The following is a 23,343-nucleotide window of genomic DNA, read 5'->3' on the forward strand; positions in this document are numbered from 1 at the left end:
ACCATGGCAGATCGGCATCCCGACGTGAATTCGCATGACCTGGGTGCGGCCGAAGCGGCGGCGCCCGCGTCGGTTGCAGCATTCCTTGCCGCGCCTTCGGGCATCGGTTCGGGGCCCGCGCGGCCGGAGCTGATCTGGCCGGAGGTCATTCCGACGACGTCGGACACCGCCGTGGACGCGGTCATGGCAGGGCTGCCAGATCTGCACCGGATGCCGACGGTCGATCACGCCGCGCGGTACAGCGCCCTGCACGATGATTTGAAACGGGAGCTGGACGCGGAGCCCGCCGGCACCACGGCCGCCGGCGCCGGGGCATAGCGGTGGCACGCCTGGATCAGGAGCTGGTGCGGCGCACGCTGGCGCGGTCACGGACCCATGCTGCGGCTTTAATCGCCGCGGGCCAGGTCAGTTCCGGCGGCACGGTGTTGGTGAAGGCGGCCCGGCAGATTGATCCCGACCGGGAGCTGGCGGTGGCCGGCAGCGGCCGCCCAGATTACGTCTCCAGGGCCGGCCATAAGCTTGCCGGTGCGCTGGATGCCTTCCCGGACATCGTGGTGGCCGGCAAACGATGCCTGGATGCGGGAGCATCCACGGGCGGGTTCACGGATGTGCTGCTGCGCCGTGCAGCATCCCGGGTGGTCGCCGTGGACGTGGGGCACGGCCAGCTCGCGCCGGCACTCCGGGCGGATCGGCGGGTGGAGGTGCACGAGGGGCTGAATATCCGTTACCTGCAGGAATCCGATATCGGCGGTGCCGTGGAACTGACGGTCTGCGATCTGTCCTTCATCTCGCTCACCCTGGTGATGGTTCCGCTTGCCCTGGCCACCCAACCGGGCGCGGACCTGCTGCTGATGGTGAAGCCGCAGTTCGAGGTGGGTCGGGAGCGTCTGAGTCGGACCGGAGTGGTGGGCTCCGAACACGAACGGTGCCGGGCCGTCAGCCAGGTCGCCGCGGCCGCGGTGGCGGCCGGACTTGAACTGCGCGGTTTGGCGGTCAGCCCGTTGCCCGGGCAGGATGGCAATGTGGAATATTTCCTGTGGGTTGTCCGCACGCAGGCCTGCGCAATGCCTAAGATCGAGGAGCAGCAGGCGAGCGTACAGCGGCTGCTGGCGGCAATTTGGGCCCCAACGACGAACAGCTGACCGGAAAGCGGAGCCACATGAGCAGGCGAGTGTTGATCCTGGCCCATACCGGGCGCGAGGAAGCGATGGCAGCTGCTCTGGAGGTATGCCTCCAGCTGCAGGCCTCCGGGCTGATCCCGGTGATGTCACGGAACGAACTCGCGGATATGTCCGCGCATCTGGGCTTTACCGGTGTGCCGATGGAAATCCTGGATGTTGACGTCACCCTGGCGGCCATTGAGCTGGTTATGGTCCTCGGCGGGGACGGCACCATTCTCCGTGCCGCCGAAGAGGTCCGCGGTCTGGACGTGCCGCTGCTGGGCGTTAACCTTGGACACGTGGGCTTTCTGGCCGAGAGCGAACGGGCGGACCTGGCGCAGACCGTGGACTGGGTGGTCCGCCGCGACTACACCGTTGAGGAACGGATGACCATTGATGTGACGGTGTGGGCGCAGGGCCGGAAAATCCTGCAGACCTGGGCGCTCAATGAAGTGGCCATCGAAAAAGGAAACCGTGAGCGGATGATCGAGGTGGTGACCGAGGTGGATGGCCGTCCGCTGAGTTCCTTCGGCTGCGACGGCATCGTGATGGCCACCCCGACCGGATCGACGGCGTACGCATTTTCCGCCGGCGGCCCGGTGGTCTGGCCGGAGGTGGAGGCCCTGCTGATGGTTCCCATCAGCGCGCACGCGCTGTTCGCCAAACCGCTGGTGGTTTCGCCCAAGTCACAGCTGGCGGTGGAGGTGCTCACCCGCACCGAAGCACACGGAGTGATGTGGTGCGATGGCCGGCGGACCGTTGACCTGCCGCCTGGATCGCGTATCGAAGTCACCAAATCGGACCATCCGGTGCGGCTGGCACGCACGCATCAGACACCCTTTTCTGCTCGCCTGGTGCGCAAGTTTGAGCTGCCCATTGAAGGCTGGCGCGGGCGCGCCGGCGAGGAAGCTGCCGCGCGGACGTCGCAGATTCCAATTGTCCGCAGCCCCAAACCCATGGCACCCGTGGCGGTGCCACCAGCCCGCAAAGCCCCTTCAGCCACCGACCAGGCCTGGCCCGCCCCGTCCGGCCGAAGGGCCCCCAACACGCCATGATCGAAGAAATCCGAATCAGGGATCTGGGCGTTATTGCCGAAGCAACGCTCACCTTGGGCCCCGGTCTGAGTGTCGTCAGCGGTGAAACCGGTGCCGGCAAGACCATGGTGGTCACCGCCGTCGGGCTGCTCCTGGGTGCCCGTTCAGACGCCGGAGCGGTGCGGACCGGTGCCAAGTCCGCCTCCGCCGAGGCGTCCGTCCGGCTGCCAAGCGGACACCGGGCCCTGGCACGGGCGCTGGAGGCCGGCGGCGAGATTGACGAGTTCGACGGCGGCGAGTTCGACGGCGGCGGCGGACCGTTCGCCGGGCTGTTGCTGGCGCGCACCGTCGGCGCAGACGGCCGCAGCCGGGCCCACGTCGGCGGCCGGTCCGCGCCTGTTGGAGTGCTCGCCGGGCTCGGTGAGCAGCTGGTGGCGGTGCACGGCCAGTCGGATCAGATCCGGCTCAAGAGCAGCACCGCCCAGCGCGAGGCATTGGACCGGTTTGCCGGGGATTTCCAGCAGACTTTTGCCGCCGGACTGGAGCAGTACCGGGCGCTGTACAGGCGCTGGCAGCACGCACAAACGGACCTGGATGAACTGCGGCACAATGGCCGGGAACGGCTCCAGGAGGCCGAGGCGCTTCGACAGGCCCTGACGGAGATCGATCAGGTGGATCCGCAGGTTGGCGAGGATGACGCGCTTAAGGCGGAATCCATTAAATTATCAAATCTCGAGGAGCTGCGGCTGGCCTCGCAACAGGCCCGTGAAGCGTTGAGCTCGGAGGACTTCGGCGTTGACGCCGACGCAACCACCCTTGTTGATACTGCCAAACGGCTGCTCGAAAACGTCGCCGACCATGACGAGGAACTCGGCTCCGCAGCCGCCCGCCTTACGGAGGCGGGGATCGTGCTGGCCGACATTGCACGCGACCTTGCCGGTTACTCGACGTCTCTGGATTCGGATGGGCCCGGGCGCCTTGCCGAGGTGGAAGACCGCCGGGGTGCCCTCGCCGTGCTGGTGCGCAAATACGCGCCGTCGGTGGACGAGGTGCTGTCCTGGGCCCAGGCTTCGAGGGTCCGGTTGGACGAGCTGCAGGACGATTCGGGCCGCATCGAAGCCCTGGAGGCGGAGGTGGCGGCCGCGGCGGCGCAGCTCGCGGTGCTCTCCGCCCGGCTCACCACGTCCCGGACCAAGGCCGGCACCGAACTGTCCCGCCGGGTCAGTGCGGAACTGACGGCCCTTGCCATGCCCGATGCGAAACTCGTGATCGACATCTCCACTGCTTCCGCACCGGGCATCAATGGCGCGGATGAGATCGTCTTTTTGCTGCAGCCCCATGCCGGAGCGGCGCCCCGGGCGCTGGGCAAGGGTGCCTCCGGCGGTGAGCTCTCCCGCGTGATGTTGGCCATTGAAGTGGTGCTTGCGGCCGTGGATCCGGTCCCCACCTTCGTCTTTGACGAGGTGGATGCCGGCGTGGGCGGAAAGGCTGCGGTGGAGATCGGTCGCCGGCTGGCCATGCTGGCCAGGCATGTGCAGGTGCTGGTCGTCACCCATCTGCCCCAGGTGGCCGCGTTCGCGGACCAGCATATCCGTGTCACCAAGACCTCCGGGGGCGGGTTCACTTCCAGCGACGTGACCCTGCTCGACGACGGCGGACGGGTTCGGGAGCTGGCGCGCATGCTGGCCGGCCAGGAGGACTCCGCGACGGCCCAGGCACATGCCCGGGAGCTCCTCGATGAGGCGCGCAGCGGCCGGTGAGGGCGTCAGGTGACCGTGTCAGGTGCGCAACGGCACAACCGCAGACGGACAATATGGACCAGTCCGACCCGCCCCCGACGCAAAGGTGCTAGGCTCGAATTCCGTGGTGCATCGATCAAATTCCCGGTTCAGTGGTCAGTCCAAGACGACCAAACATATCTTCGTCACCGGCGGCGTGGCGTCTTCTTTGGGGAAGGGACTGTCGGCCTCAAGCCTCGGTCATCTGTTGAGGGCGCGCGGGCTTTCCGTCGCGATGCAGAAGCTGGATCCCTACCTCAACGTCGATCCGGGCACAATGAATCCCTTCCAGCACGGCGAGGTATTCGTCACCGATGACGGTGCCGAGACGGATCTGGACATCGGCCATTACGAGCGGTTCCTCGACGAAAGCCTCGAAGGCTCCGCGAACGTGACCACCGGGCAGATCTACTCGACCGTCATCGCCAGGGAGCGCCGCGGCGAATACCTCGGTGACACGGTCCAGGTCATCCCGCACATCACCGACGAGATCAAACGCCGGATGCGCCTGGCTGCGGAGGCCAAGACCCCGCCGGACGTCATCATCACGGAGATCGGCGGGACGGTCGGCGACATCGAATCCCAGCCGTTCCTCGAATCAGCGCGCCAGGTCCGCCAGGACGTTGGCCGGAACAATGTTTTTTTCCTGCACGTCTCGCTGGTGCCGTACATCGGGCCGTCCCAGGAATTGAAGACCAAACCCACCCAACATTCCGTGGCCGCGCTGCGGTCCCTGGGCATCCAGCCGGACGCGATCATCCTGCGCTCGGACCGTGAACTGCCCGATTCCATGCGGGAGAAGATCGGCCGCGCCTGCGATGTTGACGTCGACGCCGTCATCGGCTGCCCGGATGCCCCCAGCATCTACGACATCCCCAAGACCCTCCACGCGCAGGGTCTGGATTCCTACATCGTCCGTGCACTGGACCTGCCGTTCAAAGACGTTGACTGGACCAAGTGGGACACCCTGCTGGAAGCGGTCCACAACCCCGCGCACGATGTCGAGGTCGCCTTGGTCGGAAAGTACATCGACCTCCCGGATGCCTACCTGTCCGTCACCGAGGCCCTGCGTGCCGGCGGCTTTGCGAACCAGACCCGGGTGAAAATCCGCTGGGTGCCCTCGGATGAATGCGCCACCGAAGCGGGAGCGGCGAGGGCCCTCGACGGCGTCGACGCCGTCTGTGTGCCGGGCGGCTTTGGTATCCGCGGGCTTGAAGGCAAGCTAGGGGCGCTCACCTTTGCCCGCGAAAAGCAGCTTCCCACCCTGGGCTTGTGCCTTGGCCTGCAGTGCATGGTGATCGAATACGCCCGCAATGTCGTCGGGCTGGACGGTGCGTCGTCCAGCGAATTCGAACCGGATTCCAAATATCCGGTCATTGCCACGATGGAAGAGCAGCTGGACATCGTGGACGGCAAGGGCGATCTGGGTGGAACCATGCGTCTGGGTCTCTACGAAGCGAAGCTGGATGACGGTTCAGTCATCGCGGAAACCTACGGCAAGACCACCGTCAGCGAGCGCCACCGCCACCGCTACGAGGTGAACAACAAATACCGGGAGCAGATTGCCGCCAAGGGGCTTGTGTTCTCCGGTACATCGCCTGACGGGAAGCTGGTGGAGTTTGTTGAATTGCCCCGCGACGTCCATCCCTACTACGTGGCCACCCAGGCGCACCCGGAACTGAGTTCACGTCCCACCCGCCCGCATCCGCTGTTCGCGGGACTGGTGGCGGCCGCACTGGAGCGCCAGCGGTCCACCCGGCTGCTCGAGGTCTGAGCCGTGATGGTGAGCCCGGACGGGGCACTGGCAGGGACCCGGGACAATGGTGAGAAACTCGCAGATCTGCTCAGCCCCCGCTCCCTGGTGTCTTCGGAGACGGTGTACCGGGGCCGGATCTGGGATGTGGTCAGCGATACCTTCATTCTGACCGACGGCGCAGTTGCCGACGGCGCAGAACCCGACGTCGGCAAGCCGCTGACGCGGGATTACATCACCCATCCGGGGGCGGTTGCCGTGCTGGTGATGAATGCCGCCGGGCAGGTGCTAATGATCAGCCAGTACCGGCACCCGGTGGGGATGACGCTGTGGGAGATTCCGGCCGGCCTGCTCGACGTCGACGGCGAAGACCCCGTCGCGACTGCGGCACGGGAGCTGGCCGAGGAAGCGGACCTGATGGCGTCGCAGTGGCTGGTGCTGGCCGATGTCTTCAACTCGCCAGGCTCGTCCAGCGAGGCCATCCGGATCTATCTGGCCCGGGGCTTGTCCGAGGTCCCCACCAACCAGCGCCACACACGCACCGAGGAGGAAGCCGAAATTGCCTTCGCCTGGGTTGAGTTGGAGGAGGCCGTTGCGGCCGTGCTGGACGGATCGCTCCATAACCCGTCCGCCGTCGTCGGTATTCTGGCCGCCGCAGCAGCGCGGGCTGACGGCTTTGCGTCTCTGCGTCCCGCCGGTGTGCCGTGGCCGGCGCACCCGGGCCAGCGGGGATAGTGAATCCCTCGGCGGCCAGCCGGCCCCCTGGCAGTTCCCGTTCCACCTCAGTGCATGACGAAAAGACCGGGGCCGGAAGCACCTCTGTGGGTCTGAACCGGGCCGTGATCGAATACCTGCAGCATGTGGGGGTGGAGCGTGGGCTGGCAGCCAACACGATGAGCGCGTACCGGCGCGATCTGGACCGGTATCAGCAGTTCCTCGCGGTAGCCGGAGTGCAGGCACCGGCGGACATTACCCGGCATCACGTAACCGGTTTCGCCCAGGCCATCGCGGACGGATCGGACGGATCCACGCCATTGGGGGTCCGGTCCGCTGCGCGTACCATCGTCGCCGTCCGCGGGCTGCACAAATTCTGGGCGCTGGAAGGCATGACGACGACGGATCCCGCCGCCGATGTGCACCCGCCGATGGCCGGACGACGGCTGCCGAAGGCGATCAGCGTGGATGAGGTCACCCGATTGCTGGAGGCCGTCGGCGCGGACACCGCCACAGGGCTGCGCGACCGCGCCCTGCTCGAATTCCTCTACTCCACCGGGGCCCGGATCAGCGAGGCGGTGGGACTGGATGTGGACGATGTAGCGGTCGAAACCAGCGCATCGCCGGACAGCCGCGGGACCGGCGGTCCCGCCGTCGTCCGGCTCTTCGGAAAGGGTTCCAAGGAACGCGTGGTGCCGCTGGGCTCCTATGGAGCGCGGGCGGTGCAGGCTTACCTCGTCCGCGGCCGGCCACCGCTGGCGGCGAAGGGCAAGGGCAACCCCGCCCTGTTCCTCAACGCCAGGGGCGGCCGCATCAGCAGGCAAAGCGCCTGGACCATTTTGAAGGCGGCCGCCGGGAAAGCGGAGATCGGCGCGGACGTCTCTCCGCACACGCTGCGGCATTCCTTCGCCACGCACCTGCTGGAAGGGGGCGCCGACGTGCGGGTTGTCCAAGAGCTGTTGGGTCACGCCTCCGTGACCACGACGCAGGTCTACACGCTGGTCACCGCGGAAACGCTGCGTGAGGTCTATGCCGCTGCGCATCCGCGCGCCCTGGGCTGAGGCCGCCGGGTCCGGGCGCGGGGATGCGCGCTCCGGACGTAGGCTGGGATCATGACTGCTGCCGAGGTAACACTGTGTTTCCTGCTCCGTGATACGCATGGGCGACAGGAAGTACTGCTGGGGTTGAAAAAAACCGGGTTCGGCACCGGCAAGATCGTCGGCATTGGTGGCCATCTGGAGGCGGGGGAAAGCGCTGCACGAGCGGTCTGCCGTGAGGTGGCAGAAGAAGTTCATGTCCGGGTGGAAGAATCCGATCTGCTGTCGGCCGGGACGGTGGATTTTGTCTTCCCGTCGCAGCCGGAGTGGGACATGTGCACTACGGTGTTCCTCGCCACCCGATGGCAGGGTGAGCCGGCGGAAAGCTCGGAAATAGCACCCCAATGGCATCCTGTGCGGAACCTGCCGCATGAGCTGATGTGGGCCGACGCCAGCCGGTGGCTACCGCCCATGCTCGCCGGGGAGCGGCTCGCGGTTCGGGTCGTCCTTCACACCGACAACGAAACCGTGGCCGAATATGTATCCCAGTCGATGGTCTGACCCCCGCCGCGCCGCAACCGAACTATGACGGCGATCCCTCGTCTATGACGTGGGGCGCAGCGTCATCGGCGGGGATCGCCGTCATAAGTGAGCGGCGCCCAATCATCAGCCGGTTTTGGCCACCGTCAGCAGCACGGATCCCGCTTCCATGGCACGCAGGGAGTGCCGGGCCTGGGGGACAATCAGCAGATCACCCGGTGAGCCCTCCCACGAGGTGTCGCCGGAGGAGAGCACCACGCGGCCGCTGAGGACATAGACGGTGGCTTCGCCAGGGTTTTCATGCTCGTCGAGCTGCTGTCCGGCAGCCAACGCGATCACCGTTTGGCGCAGCACGTGTTCATGGCCGCCGTACACCGTCTTCGCACTGCGCCCGTTGGTGGACGATTGGGCCTTGCTCAGCAGCTCTCGGTCCAGGGCCTTCAGCGATGATTTTTCCATGCGGCGCTCCATCTCTTCCAGTACCGTGTCTTCCCGGCCCGTGCGGTTGATTCAGACTGTGTGGTTGATTCAGACTGTGTGGTTGATTCAGACCGCGTGGGTCCGGACTATGGGAGCCGGCAGCCCCGCGGTCCAGACCCTATGGCACTTGGCGTTCGTCGACGCCGTCGTACAGGCTGAGTGGGCGGATCAGCGAGTTGGCTTCCAGCTGTTCCATGATGTGCGCGGTCCAACCGGTAATACGGCTGGCCACGAACAGCGGGGTGAACATCTGAGTGTCAAAACCCATCAGGTGGTAGGTGGGTCCAGCGGGGTAATCCAGATTCGGCTTGATGTTTTTGGCCTGGGTCATGGCGGATTCCAGACCTTTGTACAGTTCGCCCAGGTCGGGGCGGTTGTAGTGGGCGACCATCTTGTCCATGGCGGCCTTCATGGTGGGAACGCGGGAGTCCCCGTTCTTGTAGACCCGGTGGCCGAAGCCCATGATCTTCTTCTTGTCCGCCAGCGCGTCGTCCAGCCAGGTCTTCACCGATCGGGCCACGTCATCACCGTCGGCGGCTCTGATGATCTCCTCGAACGTGTGCATCACGGCCTCGTTGGCGCCGCCGTGCAGCGGGCCCTTCAGCGCACCGATGGCCCCGGTGACGGCAGAATGCAGGTCCGCCAGCGTGGAGGTGATGACCCGGGCGGTGAAGGTGGAGGCGTTGAAGGAGTGTTCCGCATACAGGATCATCGAGACGTTGAAGGCGTCCACCACCTCCGGCGCCGCTTCCTCGCCGAACGTCATATACAGGAAGTTGGCGCTGTAGCTCAGATCGTCCCGCGCCGGGACGGCCTCAAGACCGCGTCGGCGGCGTTGGTCATAGGCGACGACGGCGGGCATCGCGGCGAAGAGGTCCAGGGACTTCTTCAGGTTGGCTTCCTTCGAGGAGTCCTCCGACAGTGGGTGGTTGGCTCCCATGACGCTGGCCGCTGTCCGGCAGATGTCCATTGGATGGGCGCTGACCGGCAGCAGGTCGACGGCCGCCTTGACGTTGTCCGCCAGGGCACGGTCCGCGCGCTCCCTCGATTCGAAGTCAGCCAGCTCGTCCGCGGTCGGCAGTTCACCGTTCCACAGCAGATAGGCCACCTGCTCAAAGCTGCATTTGGCGGCCAACTGCTGCACCGGGTAGCCGCGGTAGAGCAGCGAGTTGGTGTCCGCATTGACCTGGGAAATCCTGGTCGTGTCAACGACGACGCCGGCCAGGCCCTTGTGGATTTTCGTGGCTTCAGGTGTTTGTGTCATGACGCTCCTTAATGCTTGCCGGGGACCTGGAAGTTGAAGACGGAGGTGTCGAAATGATTGTAGGACTCATAATCCACCAATTCGTACAAACGTGCACGCGTGAGCATGGCCTCCACAGCGGATTGCTGCGTACCATCGGTCTTGATGGCGTCCAGCGTCCGTTCCGCCGCGCCCATGGCGCTGCGCAGCAGAGTCACCGGGTAGATGATCATGTTGACGCCCACGGCGGCCAACTGCTCCGAAGTGAACAGCTCACTCTTGCCGAACTCCGTCATGTTCGCCAGGATGGGCACGTCCACCGCGTCCCGGATGGCGGCGAACTCGGAGAGGTCCTGCATGGCTTCGGGGAAAATGGCGTCCGCCCCGGCCTCCACCAGGGCTTTGGCCCGGTCCTGGGCAGCCCGCAGCCCGTCCGCGGCGCGGACGTCCGTCCGGGCCATGATCAGAAAGTTCGAGTCGCGGCGGGCGTCCGCCGCGGCCCGGATCCGCTTGGTGGCCGTCTCCAGATCGACGACGTTTTTGCCGTCCAGGTGGCCGCAGCGCTTGGGATTGAACTGATCCTCGATGTGGCAGCCGGCCAGGCCTGCGTTTTCGAGCTCTTGGACGCTTCGGGCCACGTTCATCGGCTCGCCGAATCCGGTGTCGGCGTCGACCATGCAGGGAAGGTCCGTCATCCGGGCGATCTGTCCCGCGCGGACGGCGACCTCGGTGAGGGTGGTCAGTCCGATATCCGGCAGGCCCAGATCATTGGCGAGGACGGCACCGGAAATGTAGACGCCGTCGAAGCCCTTTTCCTGGATCAGCCGCGCGGAGAGCGGGTTAAATGCTCCGGGGTACTGCTGCAGAGTGCCGGAGGCCAGCCCGGCCCGGAACGCCACGCGCTTCTGCTCGGGTGTGGTGGAGGAATACAGCATTAGAAGAGTCCCTTCCGTGCGTTCGCCAGGTTGACGACACCGGCCGCGGCCTGGATGTTCAGGCCGTCCAGTTCACCGGCACCCAGTTCCGGCAGCCGCTGGACGGTGTCCAGGAAACGGCTGATTTCGTCCTCGTCCACGAGCCGTTGGCCGCTGTCCCCGGCGGCCAGCGTCCGGAGTTTGTTGATGTACTGTTCCCGGGCAAACGGCCGTGCGCCCAGCGGATGGGCGTCGGCGACGGCGATCTGGTCCGTGATGGTGCGGCCGTCCGTGAGGGTGATTTCCACCCGGCCGCCGAACGCCTTTTCCTGCGGATCCAAGGAGTGGTAGCGGCGGGTCCATTCCGCATCTTCCTGAGTGCTGACCTTGTGCCAAAGTTCCACCGTGTCCGGCCGCCCGGCGCGCTCGGGCGCATAGGAGTCCACGTGGTGCCAGTCGCCGTCCTGGAGAGCGACAGTGAAGATGTACGGGATGGAGTGGTCAAGGGTCTCGCGGGAAGCGGTCGGGTCGTATTTTTGCGGGTCGTTGGCGCCCGAGCCGATCACGAAGTGGGTGTGGTGGCTGGTGTGGATCACAATTTTTTGCACAAGGCTGGGGACGTTCGCCGGGTCCACCAGTTCGGGGTGCTCACGATGGAGCTTGCGGGCCAGGTCAATCCACGCCTGCGCCTGGTATTCGGCGGAATGCTCCTTGGTGTAGGTGTCCAGAATTGCCCGCTTTGCCTCGCCATCGGCCGGCAGTGGAACCTCGTAGGAGGCGTCCGGTCCGTCCAGCAGCCAGGCGATGACGCCGTCTTCGCCCTCATAGATCGGCGTGGGGGAGGTCTGCCCGCGCATCGCGCGGTCCACCGCCTCGACGGCCATCTTGCCGGCAAATGCCGGTGCGTGGGCCTTCCACGTGGAAATCTCGCCCTTGCGCGACTGGCGCGTCGCCGTCGTCGTGTGCAGTGCCTGGCCCACCGCCTGGAAGATCGTTTCAGCGTCCAGACCCAGCAGCGTGCCGATGCCCGCGGCCGCGGACGGCCCGAGGTGGGCCACATGATCGATCTTATGTTTGTGCAGGCAAATGGCCTTGACCAGGTCCACCTGGATCTCATATCCGGTGGCAATGCCGCGGATCAGGTCCGCGCCGGTGCTCCCCACGTGCTGACCCACCGCAAGGATGGGCGGGATGTTATCGCCCGGGTGGGAGTATTCGGCGGCCAGGAAGGTGTCGTGATAGTCCAGCTCTCGAACGGCCACGCCGTTGGCCCAGGCCGCCCACTCGGGGGAGACCCGGTCCGGAATACCGTAGATGCACGAACCCTTGCCGCTTGCGCTCGGGCCATGGGTCAGGGCCTGTGCCCGGGCCGCGACAATGGGACCACGGTTCAAGGAAGCGATGGCGACCGAGGCGTTGTCAATGATGCGGTTAATCACCATGTCGGTGACCTCCGCCGTGACGGCGACCGGGTCGGCCGCCACCTTGGCAATCTTGTACGCGAGCTGGTCCTCCCGGGGCAGGTTTTCCTCGCTCTTGTAAACACGGACGTGATGGATGAGCACCATGGTTTCCTCTCGGGTTTGCCGTATGCCGGCCGACTGGTGGTTGTTAATTGGTGTTGGTGGAAAGCAGATGGTCCAGGCTGTTGTCCAGATGGACGGTGGTGGCGGCACTGGCGACCGCGGCGTTTCCCCTGGCGATCGCATGCGCAATGGTCGCGTGCTCCCGGGCGGCTTCCAGCAGCCGGCCCGGATTGTCCTGGGAAAGGCGACGGACCCGGACCAGGTGCACGCGGAGGCTCTTGAGCGCCTGGGCCAGGTAGCTGTTGCCGATCGCGGCGTCGATCGCGGCATCGAGGCGCCCGACCAACTCGTAGTAGGCGGCGCGGGACGGATCCGCATTGGTCAGCAACCCGGGCGCGCCGCTGAGTTCCCGGTGCAACTGCCGGAACACCTCGCGGTCGCCGCGCACGGAAGCGAGTTCGACGGCACGGCACTCCAGCGTTGCCCGGAGCTCGAACAGCTCGCGCACGTGGTCCATGGAAATATCGGTGACCACCACGCCCCGGCCGCGTTGCGCCGCGGTCAAGCCTTCCGCGGTGAGCCTGGCCAGAGCCTCGCGCAGGGGTGTGCGGGAAACGCCCAGCCGCTCGGACTGCTCGACCTCTGCCAGGACGGATCCGGGCGGGAGCCGCCATTCGACGATGTCGCCGCGTAGTGCGGCGTAGGCCCGGTCGCTGGCCCGCATGCTGCCTCCTTGCTTGGTTCTGCTCCGCTGCCTGCCCGGCTTGCCTGTTCGGCCGCCCTGCTCGGCTCGCCCTTTGGGTCAGCCACTGCTTGGCTGCGGATTGAGCTTCTGTGATCAAGTGTATACAAAGACTGGTGCAAAGTGGCAACATCCCGGGGTAGCTTCCAAACAGTTGCCATGGTTGTATACATAACTCTTGTTTTGCGCCACTCGGTGCGGCTAGTATGACTGACATCACAGCACCGTGAATGGGAGAATTGACATGGCTGCAGAGAATTACCGGGCCGTTTATCAGCGCAGTCTGCGCGATCCGGAGAGGTTCTGGCTGGAGGCCGCCCAGGCCGTGGACTGGTATACCGAGCCGTCGCGCGCGCTGGACGCCGCCGCTGCGCCCATCACCAAATGGTTTCCGGACGCGCAGCTGAATACTTCGTTTAATGCCTTGGACCGCCATCTGCTGGCCGGTCGCGGTGAACAGGACGCGCTGATCTACGATTCGGCCATGCTGGGCATCCAACGGCGCTATAGTTACGCGGAACTGACGGATCTGGTGGCGCGTTTTGCCTCCGTGCTGCGCTCGCAGGGGGTCGGCAAAGGCGACCGCGTTGTCATTTACATGCCGATGATCCCGGAAGCGGTGATAGCCATGCTCGCCACCGCCCGCCTGGGCGCGGTGCATTCCGTGGTGTTTGGTGGATTCGCCGCGGCCGAGCTGGCGGCGCGCATCGCGGACGCTCAGCCTTCCGCCGTCGTGACCGCATCCGGAGGGCTGGAACCGAACCGTAAAATTGAGTACCTGCCGGCCGTGGCCGAGGCCCTGCGGCTGGCGGACGCCGCCGGCACGCCGGTGATCGTCAAGGCACGGGACGGCTTCGAGGCCGCCGCGGGAGACCCCGGGACGGACTACGGGACCTGGCTCGACTGGGACGTTGAAGTGCGCGGCGCGGGGCGCACGGATCCGGTGCCCGTGGCTGCCTCGGATCCGCTGTATATCCTCTACACCTCGGGAACCACAGGTGCGCCCAAGGGAGTGGTTCGGGACAACGGCGGGCACGCGACGGCGTTGATGTGGACCATGACCAATCTGTACAACATCCATCCCGGCGACGTGATGTGGACCGCCTCGGATGTGGGCTGGGTGGTCGGTCACTCCTACATCGTCTACGGACCACTGCTCGCCGGTGCCACCACCGTGCTTTATGAGGGGAAACCTGTCGGAACCCCCGACGCCGGTGCCTTCTGGCGCGTGGTCAGCGACCACCGGGTCCGGGTGCTCTTCACAGCGCCCACCGCCCTGCGGGCCATCCGCAAGGTGGATCCGGACGCCGCCGAGCTGGCCACCTACGACATGTCCTCCCTGACGATGCTTTTTGCGGCGGGGGAGCGGCTGGATCCGGATACCTATCACTGGGCCGAACGGGTGCTCAACGTTCCGGTGGTGGATCACTGGTGGCAGACCGAGACGGGCTGGGCTATCTGCGGCAATCCGCGCGGGCTCGAACCGCTGCCGATCAAGGCCGGGTCGCCGTCGTTCCCAATGCCGGGCTTTGATCTGCGCATCGTCGACGGCCTGGGGGATCCGGTACCGCCAGGTACGGAGGGGAATATTGTGCTCGGCCTGCCGCTGCCGCCCGGCACCCTGATGACGTTGTGGGGCAGCGACGAACGCTACGTCTCCTCCTATTTGCGCGCTTTCCCCGGGTACTACACCACGGGTGATTCCGGTTACGTGGATGACGACGGATACGTCTTCGTGATGGGCCGCACCGATGACGTGATCAACGTGGCCGGCCACCGGCTCTCCACCGGCGCCATTGAACAGGTTCTGGCGCGGCACCCCGCGGTGGCCGAATGCGCCGTGATCGGGCTGGCCGACGTCCTTAAAGGCCAGCGCGCCAGCGCTTACGTGGTGTTGAAATCCGGCGTCGAGATGGACCAGGAGCAGCTGGTGAAGGAGCTGATCGCGCTGGTCCGCCGCCAAATCGGTCCCGTCGCGGATTTCAAACAGGCCGTGGTGGTTGAATCCCTGCCCAAGACACGGTCGGGGAAGATTCTGCGCAAGACAATGCGCCAGATCGCGGACGGTGACGAGTATGCGGTCCCATCGACGATCGAGGATGCCAGCGTCCTTGACGCACTGTTGCCCATTCTGCGTCCGGCGGAACTGCCCTGATCCGACCAGACCTGGACTTGTCCGCCCTCGGCCCGGTAACCGAACCGGCCGGAATAAATATCACGCGGCCCGGTAAACGAACGTGGCCGGCCCGACGGAGTAAGCGCCGGGACGGCCGGGCGGAATTTGTCAAATCAAATGAGACATAGTCTTTGTTTTTAATGAACTGAGGGCTCGGCCCGTTTCGCTGGGTCGTTGATCGCCGCTTTGAGGGGCAGCGGGGGTGCGATTGGGCGGCGGGCGAAGCGTTCGGGATGCGCGTTGTGCGCCCGGTCCAGGGTGGCTTGGCGTTGTTCACGCACGGCTTCGGCGGTGCCGTAATGGACGCTGGCCGGGGTGTGGTATCCGATCCCGGAGTGACGGTGCTCGTGGTTGTAGTAGGTGATGAAACCTTCCATCCAGGTTCTGGCCTCGTTGACGGACGCGAAGCGATCCGGGTAGTCAGAGACATATTTCATGGTCTTAAATTGGGCCTCCGAAAATGGGTTGTCATTGCTTGTGTGGGGTCTGGAATGCGACCGGGTGATGTCCATGTCCACCAGCATCGAAGCCAGGGCTTTGGAGGTCATCGCGGCCCCACCATCGGCGTGCAGATACCCGGGCGGGTGCCCGGTCTGCGCAACGATCTCCTGGACGAGGTCAGCGGCAAGCTGACCGTCTTCGATACGTTCGATCCGCCAACCGACCACGTAGCGGGAGAAGATATCGAGCACCACGTAGGCGTGGTACCAGATGCCCTTGGCCGGGCCACGCATTTTGGTGATGTCCCACGACCACACGTCGTTCGGCTCGGTGGCGATCAGCTCGGGAATCGCCCGAGGTGGATGGGTGGCCTGTCGGCGCCGTTCCCCGCCCATCTTGGCCTCCGCCAAGACGCGGTACATGCTCCGCTGCGAGCACCAATACCTCCCCTCGTCCAGCTCACGGACGTAGACCTGGGTCGGTGAAAGGTTCGCGTAGTCCTGCCGGTTGAGTACCGTCAGGATCTGGGCACGCTCCGCCGCCGAGAGCTCCGCCGGGTGCTGGGCCTTGGGCCAAGGCCCATGCATCCGCGGTTGGGGGTTGGCCTGCCGGTGATGGGTGGCCCGGGACCGGCCCACCAGCTTGCAGGCCTTCACCACCCCGAGATGCGAGCTGAGCTCCGCTACGGTCTCTGCTTGCCACGACTGGTATCCGATGCCGGTGATAACGCGTTCTTCGACGAGAGAGCTTCCAAGAACGCGACTCCTTTTCCCAAGGTATCCAAGGCGGCATCCGAAGAAGCCAGCTGGTCGCGAGTCTTCTCGTGCGAGGCCCGCTCCGCGACCAGTTCCTTGGTCAGCTGGTCGATCTGGACCTGCTCGGATGTTTTCTTCGGCCGTCCCCGACGGGCTGCCGGCTTGTCGAGGGTGCCCGCTTCGAACGCGGCCCGCCATTCCTGGATATGGGAGTCATAGAGCCTTTCGCGACGCAGCACCGCACCCTTGGATCCCATCAGTGCCGCATCGTATTCCCGAACGATCGCTCGTTTGAACTCGGCGCTAAAGGTCCTGCGTGCCGACCGGTTGGCCCGGGGGCCCTGCTCCGGGGACCCCGGGGCCTGACTGATTGATTCCTCCGGTACGGGCCGGCCGGTTCCTGCTGGTGTAGTGGTGCTCGTGGTCGTAGTCATGGTCAAACTTCCCTCCTGCCTTCAGCCCCTATTCTCGTTCAAGAAGCGGTCTCTAACGAGTCTGGCTGATAGGGGGGTTGGGCCCAATATGAGAGCCATTGGGCTGGATGCCATGTTGGACATTGAGTTCCCCGTCATCACTGGCTGGGACGTCGCCGGAGTGGTGGAATCGGCCGGTCCGGACGCACCGGAGTTTAAGCCAGGCGATAAGGTGATTGCCTACGGCTCGGCGGCCGTTCAGCTCGCCGCTGACCGGGGTGCACGGGTGATTGCGACGGAAGCGGAGCAGCACGGCGGGGCCTGGATATGGGTGCGTCCTTCCGGGGAAGACCTGCAGGCGCTCGCAGACCTCGCCCACGCGGGCAAACTCACCGTCGAGGTTGCGAAGACCTTCCCGCTGGAGCAGACGGCGGACGCTTACCGGCTCAGCATGGAGGGCCACCCGCGCGGAAAAATCATAGTCTACGTCAGCTAGCCAGTCAGTTAGCCCCGCCAGAGATATTCATTTTCCGGCCTGCCCGGAGTCCCATAGCGTGCGGTCCGGCGCACGGTCTGCTGGTCCGCCAGGTACTCCAGGTAGCGCCGCGCGGTGACGCGCGAGATCCCCAGCCGATCCATGACCTCGGACGCCGAGATAGGGCCGGCATGAGATTTGAGCAGGACGACGACGGCGGTCAGCGTGCTTTCGGACAGCCGTTTGGGCAGTGGTGCCGCGGTGGGCGCGCGCAGACTGGCCAATGCCAGATCGACGTCGTTTTGCGAGGCACGCGCGGTGGGGGAAGCCAGCTGCTGCCGGAAGTCGCGGTAGTTGGCGAGCTTTTCCGCGAACATCGCGTAGGTGAAGGGCTTGATCAGGTACTGCACTACACCGCTGGAAATGGCTGCCCGGACCACCTTCAGGTCCCGCACGGCGGTGATGGCGATGATATCCACCGCAAGACCGCCGGACCGGATGCGCCGGGCGATGTCGAGCCCGTGCAGGTCCGGAAGATTCATATCCAGCAAAATCAGATCGATCGGTTGACCGGCTTCGGCGGCCTGCTGCAGAGCACGCAGCGCGGACTGCCCGTCAGCGGCAGTGCCGGCGAGCGAAAAACCGCCGATCCGCTGCAGATAGACGGCGTGCGCATCGGCGGCAATCGGTTCATCCTCGACCACGAGGACTCGGATCGGCGGAGGTTCAGTGTTCACGGCTGCTCCCTGGCATCTGGTTGTCCGGCGGGCTGTTCGGTGCCGGGACCGGTGCCGGGACCGGTGCCGGATCCGGTGCCGGATTCCGTACCGGTAGTATCCGCGGGCAGAAGGACGGTGAAAACGGCCCCGCTGTTTCCTGCTGCAGGTGATCCTTCCACCTGCGGCCCGTTCCCGCGCGGCCCGATAATCAGCCGGCCGCCCAGCCGTTGGACGGTCTGGCGGACCAGCGCCAGCCCGATCCCGCGGCCTGCTCCGCCCGAATGCTTCGTGCTGAAACCTTTGGCGAGAACGCTGGCGGCCTGTGCCGCATCCAAGCCAGGCCCGCTGTCGGAGACTTCCAGCTCCAGCCCGTCCGCGGTCGGACCAAGGTGTAGAGCCACCCATCGTGGTTCGGCGCCGTCGGCCGCGGCATCCATGGCATTGTCCAGCAGGTTCCCCAGAATCGTGACTGCGTCGTGCGCGCGGAGGCCGGAGAACTGTGTCCGTGTTTCGGTGCTGATCCGCAGCTCGATCCCGCGCTCGCTGGCCTGTGCGATCTTGCCCATGAGCAGCGCGCTGAGCACCGGCTCATCCGCCGCATTCAGAACCTCGTCGGCGAGCCGCTGGCTTAACTGCAGGTCGGCGGTGGCGAACTCCAGTGCCTGACCCGTGCGGCCCAGCTCCAGCAGGGACACCAGCGTGTGGATCCGGTTGGAATGTTCGTGGGTCTGGGCGCGGAGGGCGTCCGTCAGCGTCTGCGTCGACCGGAGCTCGTCGCCCAGCTCCGCCATGACGGTATGGTCCTGCACCGTGGCGACCGTCCCGATGCCCACCGCGCCGGAACCCTGGTCGGCCCGTCTGACCCGGCTGGTCCGCAGGCCCCGGTTGGTTCGCGTGCCCCGGCTGGCCCGCATGCCTGGGTTGGTCCGCCTTATCGGCAGGGGCTCAGCGTCGGATCCCGGGGAGCGCGCCGGCTCCTGGCTGACCACCAGCAGGCGGTCGGAGGTCAGGTGCAGTTCATCCCTGGCGGTGCGCCCGCTGCGCAGCAACTCCTCCAGCGAGGGCGGCAGATCCAGATCCGCCAGCTTCGGTGCCGGTCCGTTCTCCGAGGGGACCGGGATACCCAGCAGCATTGCCGCCTGATCGTTGTACATCACCAGTTCGCCGTTGCGGTCCGTCAGCACCAGCCCGTCGCGGACCGAATGCAGGACGGACTCGTAGTAGACAAACAGCTGCCCCAACCGCTCCGGCCCCCAACCGAGCGTGACCTTGCGCAGGTAGCGCCCCAGCAGCCAGGCGGCCAGCGAACCACCCAGCAGCAGCACCAGGGCAATACCGACGACGGCGGGCAGTGAGCTGGTGAACGCGATCTCGACATTTGTCACGGTCACGCCGGCGGCGACGAGGGCCCGGACATTTCCGGCCCCATCCTTCACCGGGACAATGGCACGCACCGAGGGGCCAAGCGTTCCGGCTGTCACCTCCGTATAAGCGTGCCCGGCCAGCGCCTGATCAACCGAGCCGATGTAAAGGCGGCCGATTTCCGCAGGATCTGGGTGCGTCCAACGGGTACGGTCCGGCGCCATAATCGTCACGAAGTCCGCTTTCGCCTCCGCCATCACCTTTACCGCGTAGGGCTGCAGTTCCCCGGACGGATCCGAGGAGGCCGCTGCGGTCAGGACCAGCGGGTTGTCCGCCACGGTGGCCGCAATGGACATCATCCGATCCTCGGCCTGGCGGTAGGCCTGGTCCCGCGCGTCGACGAAACCCGCTGTCGTGACGAACACGGTCAGTGCCAGTACAAACAGCACATTGACGGCAAACAGCCGGCGCGCAATGCTCCAGTCGTGGATATAGACCACCGGCTCCTTCATCTGTGTTGAATTCTTCTGTGCCCGAAATCATATCTGCCTGAAATGCTGCGTGCCTGAAATGCTGCGTGCCCACAACCGAGGGGACGGGTTGGGTGGGACCAATATGAACGCAAGGGTGATTGCTGTCACACCGAAAGGCATGCTGGTCATTGTGCGGTAAAGAAGCCGCGCTCACCAAGACTAACTAAAGGAGTGCGCGATGACCTCTCAGCCGAGTAAATCAGCTGCACCTGCGGTCCGCCGCAAAGGGCTGGATAAAACGCATTGGCTGTACATCGCCGTCATCGTCGCCGTCATTCTTGGCGTCGTCGTCGGACTGGGGTTTCCCGGTAAGGACGGCTTCGCCGCCCAGCTTAAACCGCTGGGCGACGGATTCATCGCCTTGATCAAGATGATGATCGCGCCGATTATTTTCTGCACAATTGTGCTGGGCATCGGTTCCATTGCCAAGGCGGCGACGGTAGGCAAGGTCGGCGGCCTGGCATTGGGCTATTTTATGGTCATGTCCACCTTCGCTTTGGCCATCGGGCTGGTGGTGGGCAACATTGTCCACCCCGGGGCGGGCCTGCACCTGCAGGACGCGGTCTACAAGGCCCCGGCGGAGAGCGCGAGCAGCACCGAATTCCTGCTCGGCATCATCCCCACCTCGCTGCTGTCCTCGCTGACCGGGAACAACATCCTGCAGACACTCCTGGTGGCACTGCTGGCGGGGTTCGCGTTGCAGAAAATGGGTAAAGCCGGCCAGCCCATCCTCAAGGGGATCGGCCACATCCAGAAGCTGGTCTTCCGGATCCTGATCATGGTCATGTGGCTGGCCCCGGTGGGGGCCTTCGGCGCCATTGCCGCCGTCGTCGGCCTGACCGGTTGGCAGGCCGTCCTGAGCCTGCTGTCCCTGATGGGCGCGTTCTACCTGACCTGCGCCATCTTCATCGTGGTGATCCTTGGCAGCATCCTTAAGCTGGCCACCGGCGTCAACATCTTCAAGCTGATGCGTTACCTGGGCCGGGAATACCTGCTCATTGTCTCCACCTCATCCTCGGAGGTGGCTCTGCCGCGGCTGATCGCCAAGATGGAGCACCTGGGCGTTTCCAAGCCGGTGGTGGGCATCACCGTACCCACCGGCTACTCTTTCAATCTCGACGGCACCGCGATCTACCTGACCATGTCGGCGCTGTTCATTGCCTCGGCCATGGGCACTCCGCTTGACCTCGGTTCGCAGATCGGGCTGCTGGTCTTTATGATCATCGCCTCCAAGGGCGCCGCTGGTGTCAGTGGTGCCGGGCTGGCCACGCTGGCCGGCGGGCTCGCCTCGCACCGGCCGGACCTGGTCGGCGGTGTCTCGTTCATCGTCGGTATCGACCGGTTCATGTCCGAGGCCCGAGCGCTGACCAACTTCACCGGCAACGCCGTCGCCACCGTGCTGATGGGCACCTGGGTGAAGGAAATCGACCGGGAACGGGTGGACCGGGTGCTGGATCGGCTCGAGCCCTTTGATGAGGCCACCATGTTGGCCGACGACGGCGGCTCCCACGGGTACGACGGCGGCGCGGACCACGGGCGCGACGGCGGCGCGGACCACGGGGCCTTGACGACCATGGATGGGCAAATCCGGGACGCCGCGGGTACCGGATGGGAAAAGACCCGCGCCTGATCCTCCATCCCTGACATCGACGACATTGCCGACCATCGATGACGCACTTGGGGCACATGTTGTTCGCCTCGACGACATGGGCGCCGAGTGTGTCATCGATCGCGGGAACGGGACTTCCCCACGGGAGTTTCGTAGTGCGCGACCACCGTTCGGCGGCCGGCCCCGTTTTCCTCGTTGTAGTCGATTGTGCTGACCGAAACGCCGTACAGTGTGGATAATTCGCGGGCGTTGAGCAGTGCTTCCGCCGTACCGGTCCGCACCGTGTTCTTGTCCATAAGCACCACCGAGTCGGCCAGGAAGAGGGCATGATCCGGATCATGGCTGCTCAGCAGCAGCGCCATGCCGTCGGCGACCAGGGCGCTTAGGAGCCTTAGCACCTGTATCTGGTTCTTCAGATCGAGCCCGGTCGAGGGCTCATCCAGCACCAAGGTGGGGGAACCTGCGGCGATGGCCCGGGCGATCAATACCAACTGTTGTTCGCCCCCGCTCAATGTTGGGAAGAGCCGTTCGGCCAGGACACCGATCCCTACGCGTTCCATCGCCTCGTGCGCCGCCCGCGTGTCGGCCGTTCCCGGTGAGCGGAACACGCGGATTTGCCGGGCCCGTCCCATCAGCACCATGTCCAGGGCCCGGTAGGCGAAGGCGCTGCCGTGGGCCTGCGGGACATACCCCACGGTGTCATCCCGAAGGACAGTGCCTTCACTGGGTGCCAGGAGTCCGGCGGCGCAGCGTGCCAGCGTTGTCTTTCCGCTCCCATTGGGCCCGAGAATTGCCGTCGCGGATCCGGCGGACACCCGGAAACTCACGTTCCGGAAGACCCAGTCCCGGCCACCGGCGCCGGAACCGGAGCGGGCACGGCCCCGTCCCCCATAGGAGAAGCCCGCGTCGTCCAGTTCAAGCACTGTCCCAGATCCTGTCCCGGTTGTGCCGCAGCAGCACGAAGAAGACGGGGGCGCCGATCAGCGCCGTCAGCACGCCCAGCGGAATTTCGCCGCCGGTGATGGTGCGGGCGACGGTATCAACGGCGATGATGTAGGAGCCGCCGAGCAGAAAGGAGACGGGCAGCAGCACCCTGTGATCCGGCCCCACCCACATTCTGGCCAGATGTGGAATCACCAGCCCCACCCAGCTGATGACGCCGCTGACGGCCACCGCGCCGGCCACGATCAGGGCCACCGAGATCAGCACCACCCACCTCAGCGTGCGTGGCCGAAGCCCCAGTGCGGCAGCGTCCTCATCGCCCAGGGAGAGTACGTTTATTCGCCACCGAAGGGCGAGCAGCGCCGAGGTGCCGGCAAGGATTGGTACGACGGCGATCAGCACCTTGGCATAGCTGGCGGTAGCAACGCTGCCCAGCAGCCAGAAGACGATCGCGGGCAGCGTGCTGAACGGGTCGGCGAGGTAGGTTATGAGCGAGACAAGTGCGGAAAAGAATGATCCCACCACCACGCCGCCGAGGACGATCAGCAGCATCGGCGTCCCGCCCCGTCCGGAAGTGATCAGGAACAACAGCCCCAGCGCCACCAGGCCGAAGAGAAAAGAGCCGCTGACCAGCATGATGGCGCCGGCGCCGACGAGCAGCGCGATGGCTCCGCCGAAAGAAGCGCCAGCCGATACCCCGATGATTTCCGGGCTCACCAAGGGATTGCGGAAGATGGCCTGCAGCGCCGCGCCGCCGATTGCGAGACCGCCGCCGACCAGCAGCGCCAGCATGACCCGGGGGAGGCGTACCAGCAGCACCACACTTGCCTCGGAACTGGTCGCGGAGCTGTCCAACGGCAGCACATGGGAGAGGAGTGCCTGCACCACGTGCCAGAACGGGACGGTGTAACGGCCCATGGCCAAGGCCAGTAAAGCAACGCCGAGCAACAGGACGGCGGTGCCCGTCACCGGGCCGAAGGCTTTCGGAGAGCGGAAA

22 protein-coding genes are annotated in these 23,343 nt (G+C 65.5%); 11 read left to right on the top strand and 11 right to left on the bottom strand.

The genetic code is table 11. The features are described from left to right. Positions 1 to 3: 3 nt before the first annotated feature. From ACLLJI_RS05750 to ACLLJI_RS05785, 8 genes are all read left to right on the top strand, one after another. Positions 4 to 318, top strand: a complete 315-nt coding sequence (locus ACLLJI_RS05750; RefSeq protein WP_434618985.1) for a hypothetical protein — start codon at positions 4 to 6, stop codon at positions 316 to 318. Positions 319 to 320: 2 nt separating this feature from the next. Beyond that, positions 321 to 1,142, top strand: a complete 822-nt coding sequence (locus ACLLJI_RS05755) for a TlyA family RNA methyltransferase (RefSeq protein WP_434618988.1) — start codon at positions 321 to 323, stop codon at positions 1,140 to 1,142. A 17-nt stretch (positions 1,143 to 1,159) separates the two neighbouring features. Further along, positions 1,160 to 2,215, top strand: a complete 1,056-nt coding sequence (locus ACLLJI_RS05760) for an NAD kinase (protein WP_434618991.1) — start codon at positions 1,160 to 1,162, stop codon at positions 2,213 to 2,215. Beyond that, positions 2,212 to 3,954, top strand: coding sequence for a DNA repair protein RecN (recN, locus tag ACLLJI_RS05765; RefSeq protein ID WP_434618994.1), 1,743 nt, complete (start codon positions 2,212 to 2,214; stop codon positions 3,952 to 3,954). The genes ACLLJI_RS05760 and recN overlap by 4 nt, the downstream gene beginning before the upstream one ends. Positions 3,955 to 4,039: 85 nt before the next feature. Continuing rightward, positions 4,040 to 5,746: a CTP synthase gene (locus tag ACLLJI_RS05770; protein ID WP_434618997.1), complete on the top strand. Its 1,707-nt coding sequence runs from the start codon at positions 4,040 to 4,042 to the stop codon at positions 5,744 to 5,746. 6 nt (positions 5,747 to 5,752) lie between these two features. After that, the gene (locus ACLLJI_RS05775; RefSeq protein ID WP_434621262.1) at positions 5,753 to 6,460 is read left to right on the top strand and encodes an NUDIX domain-containing protein; all 708 of its coding nucleotides are present in this window, start codon (positions 5,753 to 5,755) and stop codon (positions 6,458 to 6,460) included. A 50-nt stretch (positions 6,461 to 6,510) separates the two neighbouring features. Next, entirely contained in the window at positions 6,511 to 7,500 is a 990-nt protein-coding gene (gene xerD / locus ACLLJI_RS05780) for a site-specific tyrosine recombinase XerD (RefSeq protein WP_434619000.1), read from the top strand. A gap of 51 nt (positions 7,501 to 7,551) precedes the next feature. Continuing rightward, positions 7,552 to 8,037 (top strand): 8-oxo-dGTP diphosphatase, encoded by a 486-nt coding sequence (locus ACLLJI_RS05785; protein ID WP_283561595.1) that lies wholly within the window; start codon positions 7,552 to 7,554, stop codon positions 8,035 to 8,037. Positions 8,038 to 8,142: 105 nt separating this feature from the next. Here ACLLJI_RS05785 and ACLLJI_RS05790 read toward each other — a convergent pair whose 3' ends face one another. The 5 genes from ACLLJI_RS05790 to ACLLJI_RS05810 form a co-directional block, all read right to left on the bottom strand. Then, complete coding sequence (locus ACLLJI_RS05790; protein WP_283561594.1) at positions 8,143 to 8,475, bottom strand: cupin domain-containing protein; 333 nt, start codon at positions 8,473 to 8,475, stop codon at positions 8,143 to 8,145. A 139-nt stretch (positions 8,476 to 8,614) separates the two neighbouring features. Then, positions 8,615 to 9,760, bottom strand: coding sequence for a bifunctional 2-methylcitrate synthase/citrate synthase (locus ACLLJI_RS05795; RefSeq protein WP_434619003.1), 1,146 nt, complete (start codon positions 9,758 to 9,760; stop codon positions 8,615 to 8,617). Positions 9,761 to 9,768: 8 nt separating this feature from the next. Next, positions 9,769 to 10,674, bottom strand: coding sequence for a methylisocitrate lyase (gene prpB, locus ACLLJI_RS05800; RefSeq protein ID WP_434619006.1), 906 nt, complete (start codon positions 10,672 to 10,674; stop codon positions 9,769 to 9,771). After that, entirely contained in the window at positions 10,674 to 12,221 is a 1,548-nt protein-coding gene (locus tag ACLLJI_RS05805) for an MmgE/PrpD family protein (RefSeq protein ID WP_434619009.1), read from the bottom strand. Before ACLLJI_RS05805 ends, prpB begins: the two co-directional genes overlap by 1 nt. Positions 12,222 to 12,264: 43 nt before the next feature. Further along, positions 12,265 to 12,903, bottom strand: a complete 639-nt coding sequence (locus ACLLJI_RS05810; protein WP_283561590.1) for a GntR family transcriptional regulator — start codon at positions 12,901 to 12,903, stop codon at positions 12,265 to 12,267. Positions 12,904 to 13,165: 262 nt separating this feature from the next. Between ACLLJI_RS05810 and ACLLJI_RS05815 the strand changes: the two genes are divergently transcribed. Beyond that, positions 13,166 to 15,076 carry an AMP-binding protein gene (locus ACLLJI_RS05815; protein WP_434619013.1) on the top strand — a complete coding sequence of 637 codons (1,911 nt, stop codon included), beginning with the start codon at positions 13,166 to 13,168 and terminating at the stop codon, positions 15,074 to 15,076. Positions 15,077 to 15,234: 158 nt separating this feature from the next. On the opposite strand, the gene ACLLJI_RS05820 is transcribed toward ACLLJI_RS05815, so the two are convergent. Together ACLLJI_RS05820 and ACLLJI_RS05825 are read right to left on the bottom strand one after the other, a co-directional pair. Continuing rightward, complete coding sequence (locus ACLLJI_RS05820; RefSeq protein WP_434619016.1) at positions 15,235 to 16,197, bottom strand: IS3 family transposase; 963 nt, start codon at positions 16,195 to 16,197, stop codon at positions 15,235 to 15,237. A 23-nt stretch (positions 16,198 to 16,220) separates the two neighbouring features. Continuing rightward, complete coding sequence (locus ACLLJI_RS05825; RefSeq protein ID WP_434619019.1) at positions 16,221 to 16,727, bottom strand: transposase; 507 nt, start codon at positions 16,725 to 16,727, stop codon at positions 16,221 to 16,223. Between the two features lie 112 nt (positions 16,728 to 16,839). Between ACLLJI_RS05825 and ACLLJI_RS05830 the strand changes: the two genes are divergently transcribed. Next, on the top strand, positions 16,840 to 17,202 hold the full coding sequence (locus ACLLJI_RS05830; protein WP_434619022.1) for a zinc-binding dehydrogenase: 363 nt from the start codon (positions 16,840 to 16,842) through the stop codon (positions 17,200 to 17,202). A gap of 8 nt (positions 17,203 to 17,210) precedes the next feature. Here ACLLJI_RS05830 and ACLLJI_RS05835 read toward each other — a convergent pair whose 3' ends face one another. Both ACLLJI_RS05835 and ACLLJI_RS05840 read right to left on the bottom strand, forming a co-directional pair. Next, the gene (locus ACLLJI_RS05835; protein ID WP_434619025.1) at positions 17,211 to 17,918 is read right to left on the bottom strand and encodes a response regulator; all 708 of its coding nucleotides are present in this window, start codon (positions 17,916 to 17,918) and stop codon (positions 17,211 to 17,213) included. Beyond that, positions 17,915 to 19,774 (bottom strand): sensor histidine kinase, encoded by a 1,860-nt coding sequence (locus ACLLJI_RS05840; protein WP_434619028.1) that lies wholly within the window; start codon positions 19,772 to 19,774, stop codon positions 17,915 to 17,917. Before ACLLJI_RS05840 ends, ACLLJI_RS05835 begins: the two co-directional genes overlap by 4 nt. Before the next feature lie 199 nt (positions 19,775 to 19,973). On the opposite strand from ACLLJI_RS05840, the gene ACLLJI_RS05845 reads away from it, so the two are divergent. After that, entirely contained in the window at positions 19,974 to 21,425 is a 1,452-nt protein-coding gene (locus ACLLJI_RS05845) for a cation:dicarboxylate symporter family transporter (RefSeq protein WP_434619031.1), read from the top strand. A gap of 92 nt (positions 21,426 to 21,517) precedes the next feature. Here ACLLJI_RS05845 and ACLLJI_RS05850 read toward each other — a convergent pair whose 3' ends face one another. Both ACLLJI_RS05850 and ACLLJI_RS05855 read right to left on the bottom strand, forming a co-directional pair. Further along, positions 21,518 to 22,327 (bottom strand): ABC transporter ATP-binding protein, encoded by an 810-nt coding sequence (locus ACLLJI_RS05850; RefSeq protein ID WP_434619034.1) that lies wholly within the window; start codon positions 22,325 to 22,327, stop codon positions 21,518 to 21,520. Beyond that, positions 22,320 to 23,315, bottom strand: a complete 996-nt coding sequence (locus ACLLJI_RS05855; protein ID WP_434619037.1) for a FecCD family ABC transporter permease — start codon at positions 23,313 to 23,315, stop codon at positions 22,320 to 22,322. Before ACLLJI_RS05855 ends, ACLLJI_RS05850 begins: the two co-directional genes overlap by 8 nt. Between the last annotated feature and the right edge of the window lie 28 nt (positions 23,316 to 23,343).

The sequence above is a fragment of the Arthrobacter sp. A5 genome (assembly GCF_051131705.1).
Classification (GTDB): Bacteria; Actinomycetota; Actinomycetes; order Actinomycetales; family Micrococcaceae; genus Arthrobacter_M.

Coding starts and splice junctions, on each gene's coding strand:
- ACLLJI_RS05785 (WP_283561595.1), top strand. CDS start 7,552: ATGACTGCTGCCGAGGTAACACTGTGTTTCCTGCTCCGTGATACGCAT.
- recN (WP_434618994.1), top strand. CDS start 2,212: ATGATCGAAGAAATCCGAATCAGGGATCTGGGCGTTATTGCCGAAGCA.
- ACLLJI_RS05825 (WP_434619019.1), bottom strand. CDS start 16,727: ATGACTACGACCACGAGCACCACTACACCAGCAGGAACCGGCCGGCCC.
- ACLLJI_RS05815 (WP_434619013.1), top strand. CDS start 13,166: ATGGCTGCAGAGAATTACCGGGCCGTTTATCAGCGCAGTCTGCGCGAT.
- ACLLJI_RS05810 (WP_283561590.1), bottom strand. CDS start 12,903: ATGCGGGCCAGCGACCGGGCCTACGCCGCACTACGCGGCGACATCGTC.
- ACLLJI_RS05775 (WP_434621262.1), top strand. CDS start 5,753: ATGGTGAGCCCGGACGGGGCACTGGCAGGGACCCGGGACAATGGTGAG.
- ACLLJI_RS05790 (WP_283561594.1), bottom strand. CDS start 8,475: ATGGAAAAATCATCGCTGAAGGCCCTGGACCGAGAGCTGCTGAGCAAG.
- ACLLJI_RS05750 (WP_434618985.1), top strand. CDS start 4: ATGGCAGATCGGCATCCCGACGTGAATTCGCATGACCTGGGTGCGGCC.
- ACLLJI_RS05805 (WP_434619009.1), bottom strand. CDS start 12,221: ATGGTGCTCATCCATCACGTCCGTGTTTACAAGAGCGAGGAAAACCTG.
- ACLLJI_RS05760 (WP_434618991.1), top strand. CDS start 1,160: ATGAGCAGGCGAGTGTTGATCCTGGCCCATACCGGGCGCGAGGAAGCG.
- ACLLJI_RS05795 (WP_434619003.1), bottom strand. CDS start 9,760: ATGACACAAACACCTGAAGCCACGAAAATCCACAAGGGCCTGGCCGGC.
- ACLLJI_RS05845 (WP_434619031.1), top strand. CDS start 19,974: ATGACCTCTCAGCCGAGTAAATCAGCTGCACCTGCGGTCCGCCGCAAA.
- ACLLJI_RS05830 (WP_434619022.1), top strand. CDS start 16,840: ATGTTGGACATTGAGTTCCCCGTCATCACTGGCTGGGACGTCGCCGGA.
- prpB (WP_434619006.1), bottom strand. CDS start 10,674: ATGCTGTATTCCTCCACCACACCCGAGCAGAAGCGCGTGGCGTTCCGG.
- ACLLJI_RS05840 (WP_434619028.1), bottom strand. CDS start 19,774: ATGAAGGAGCCGGTGGTCTATATCCACGACTGGAGCATTGCGCGCCGG.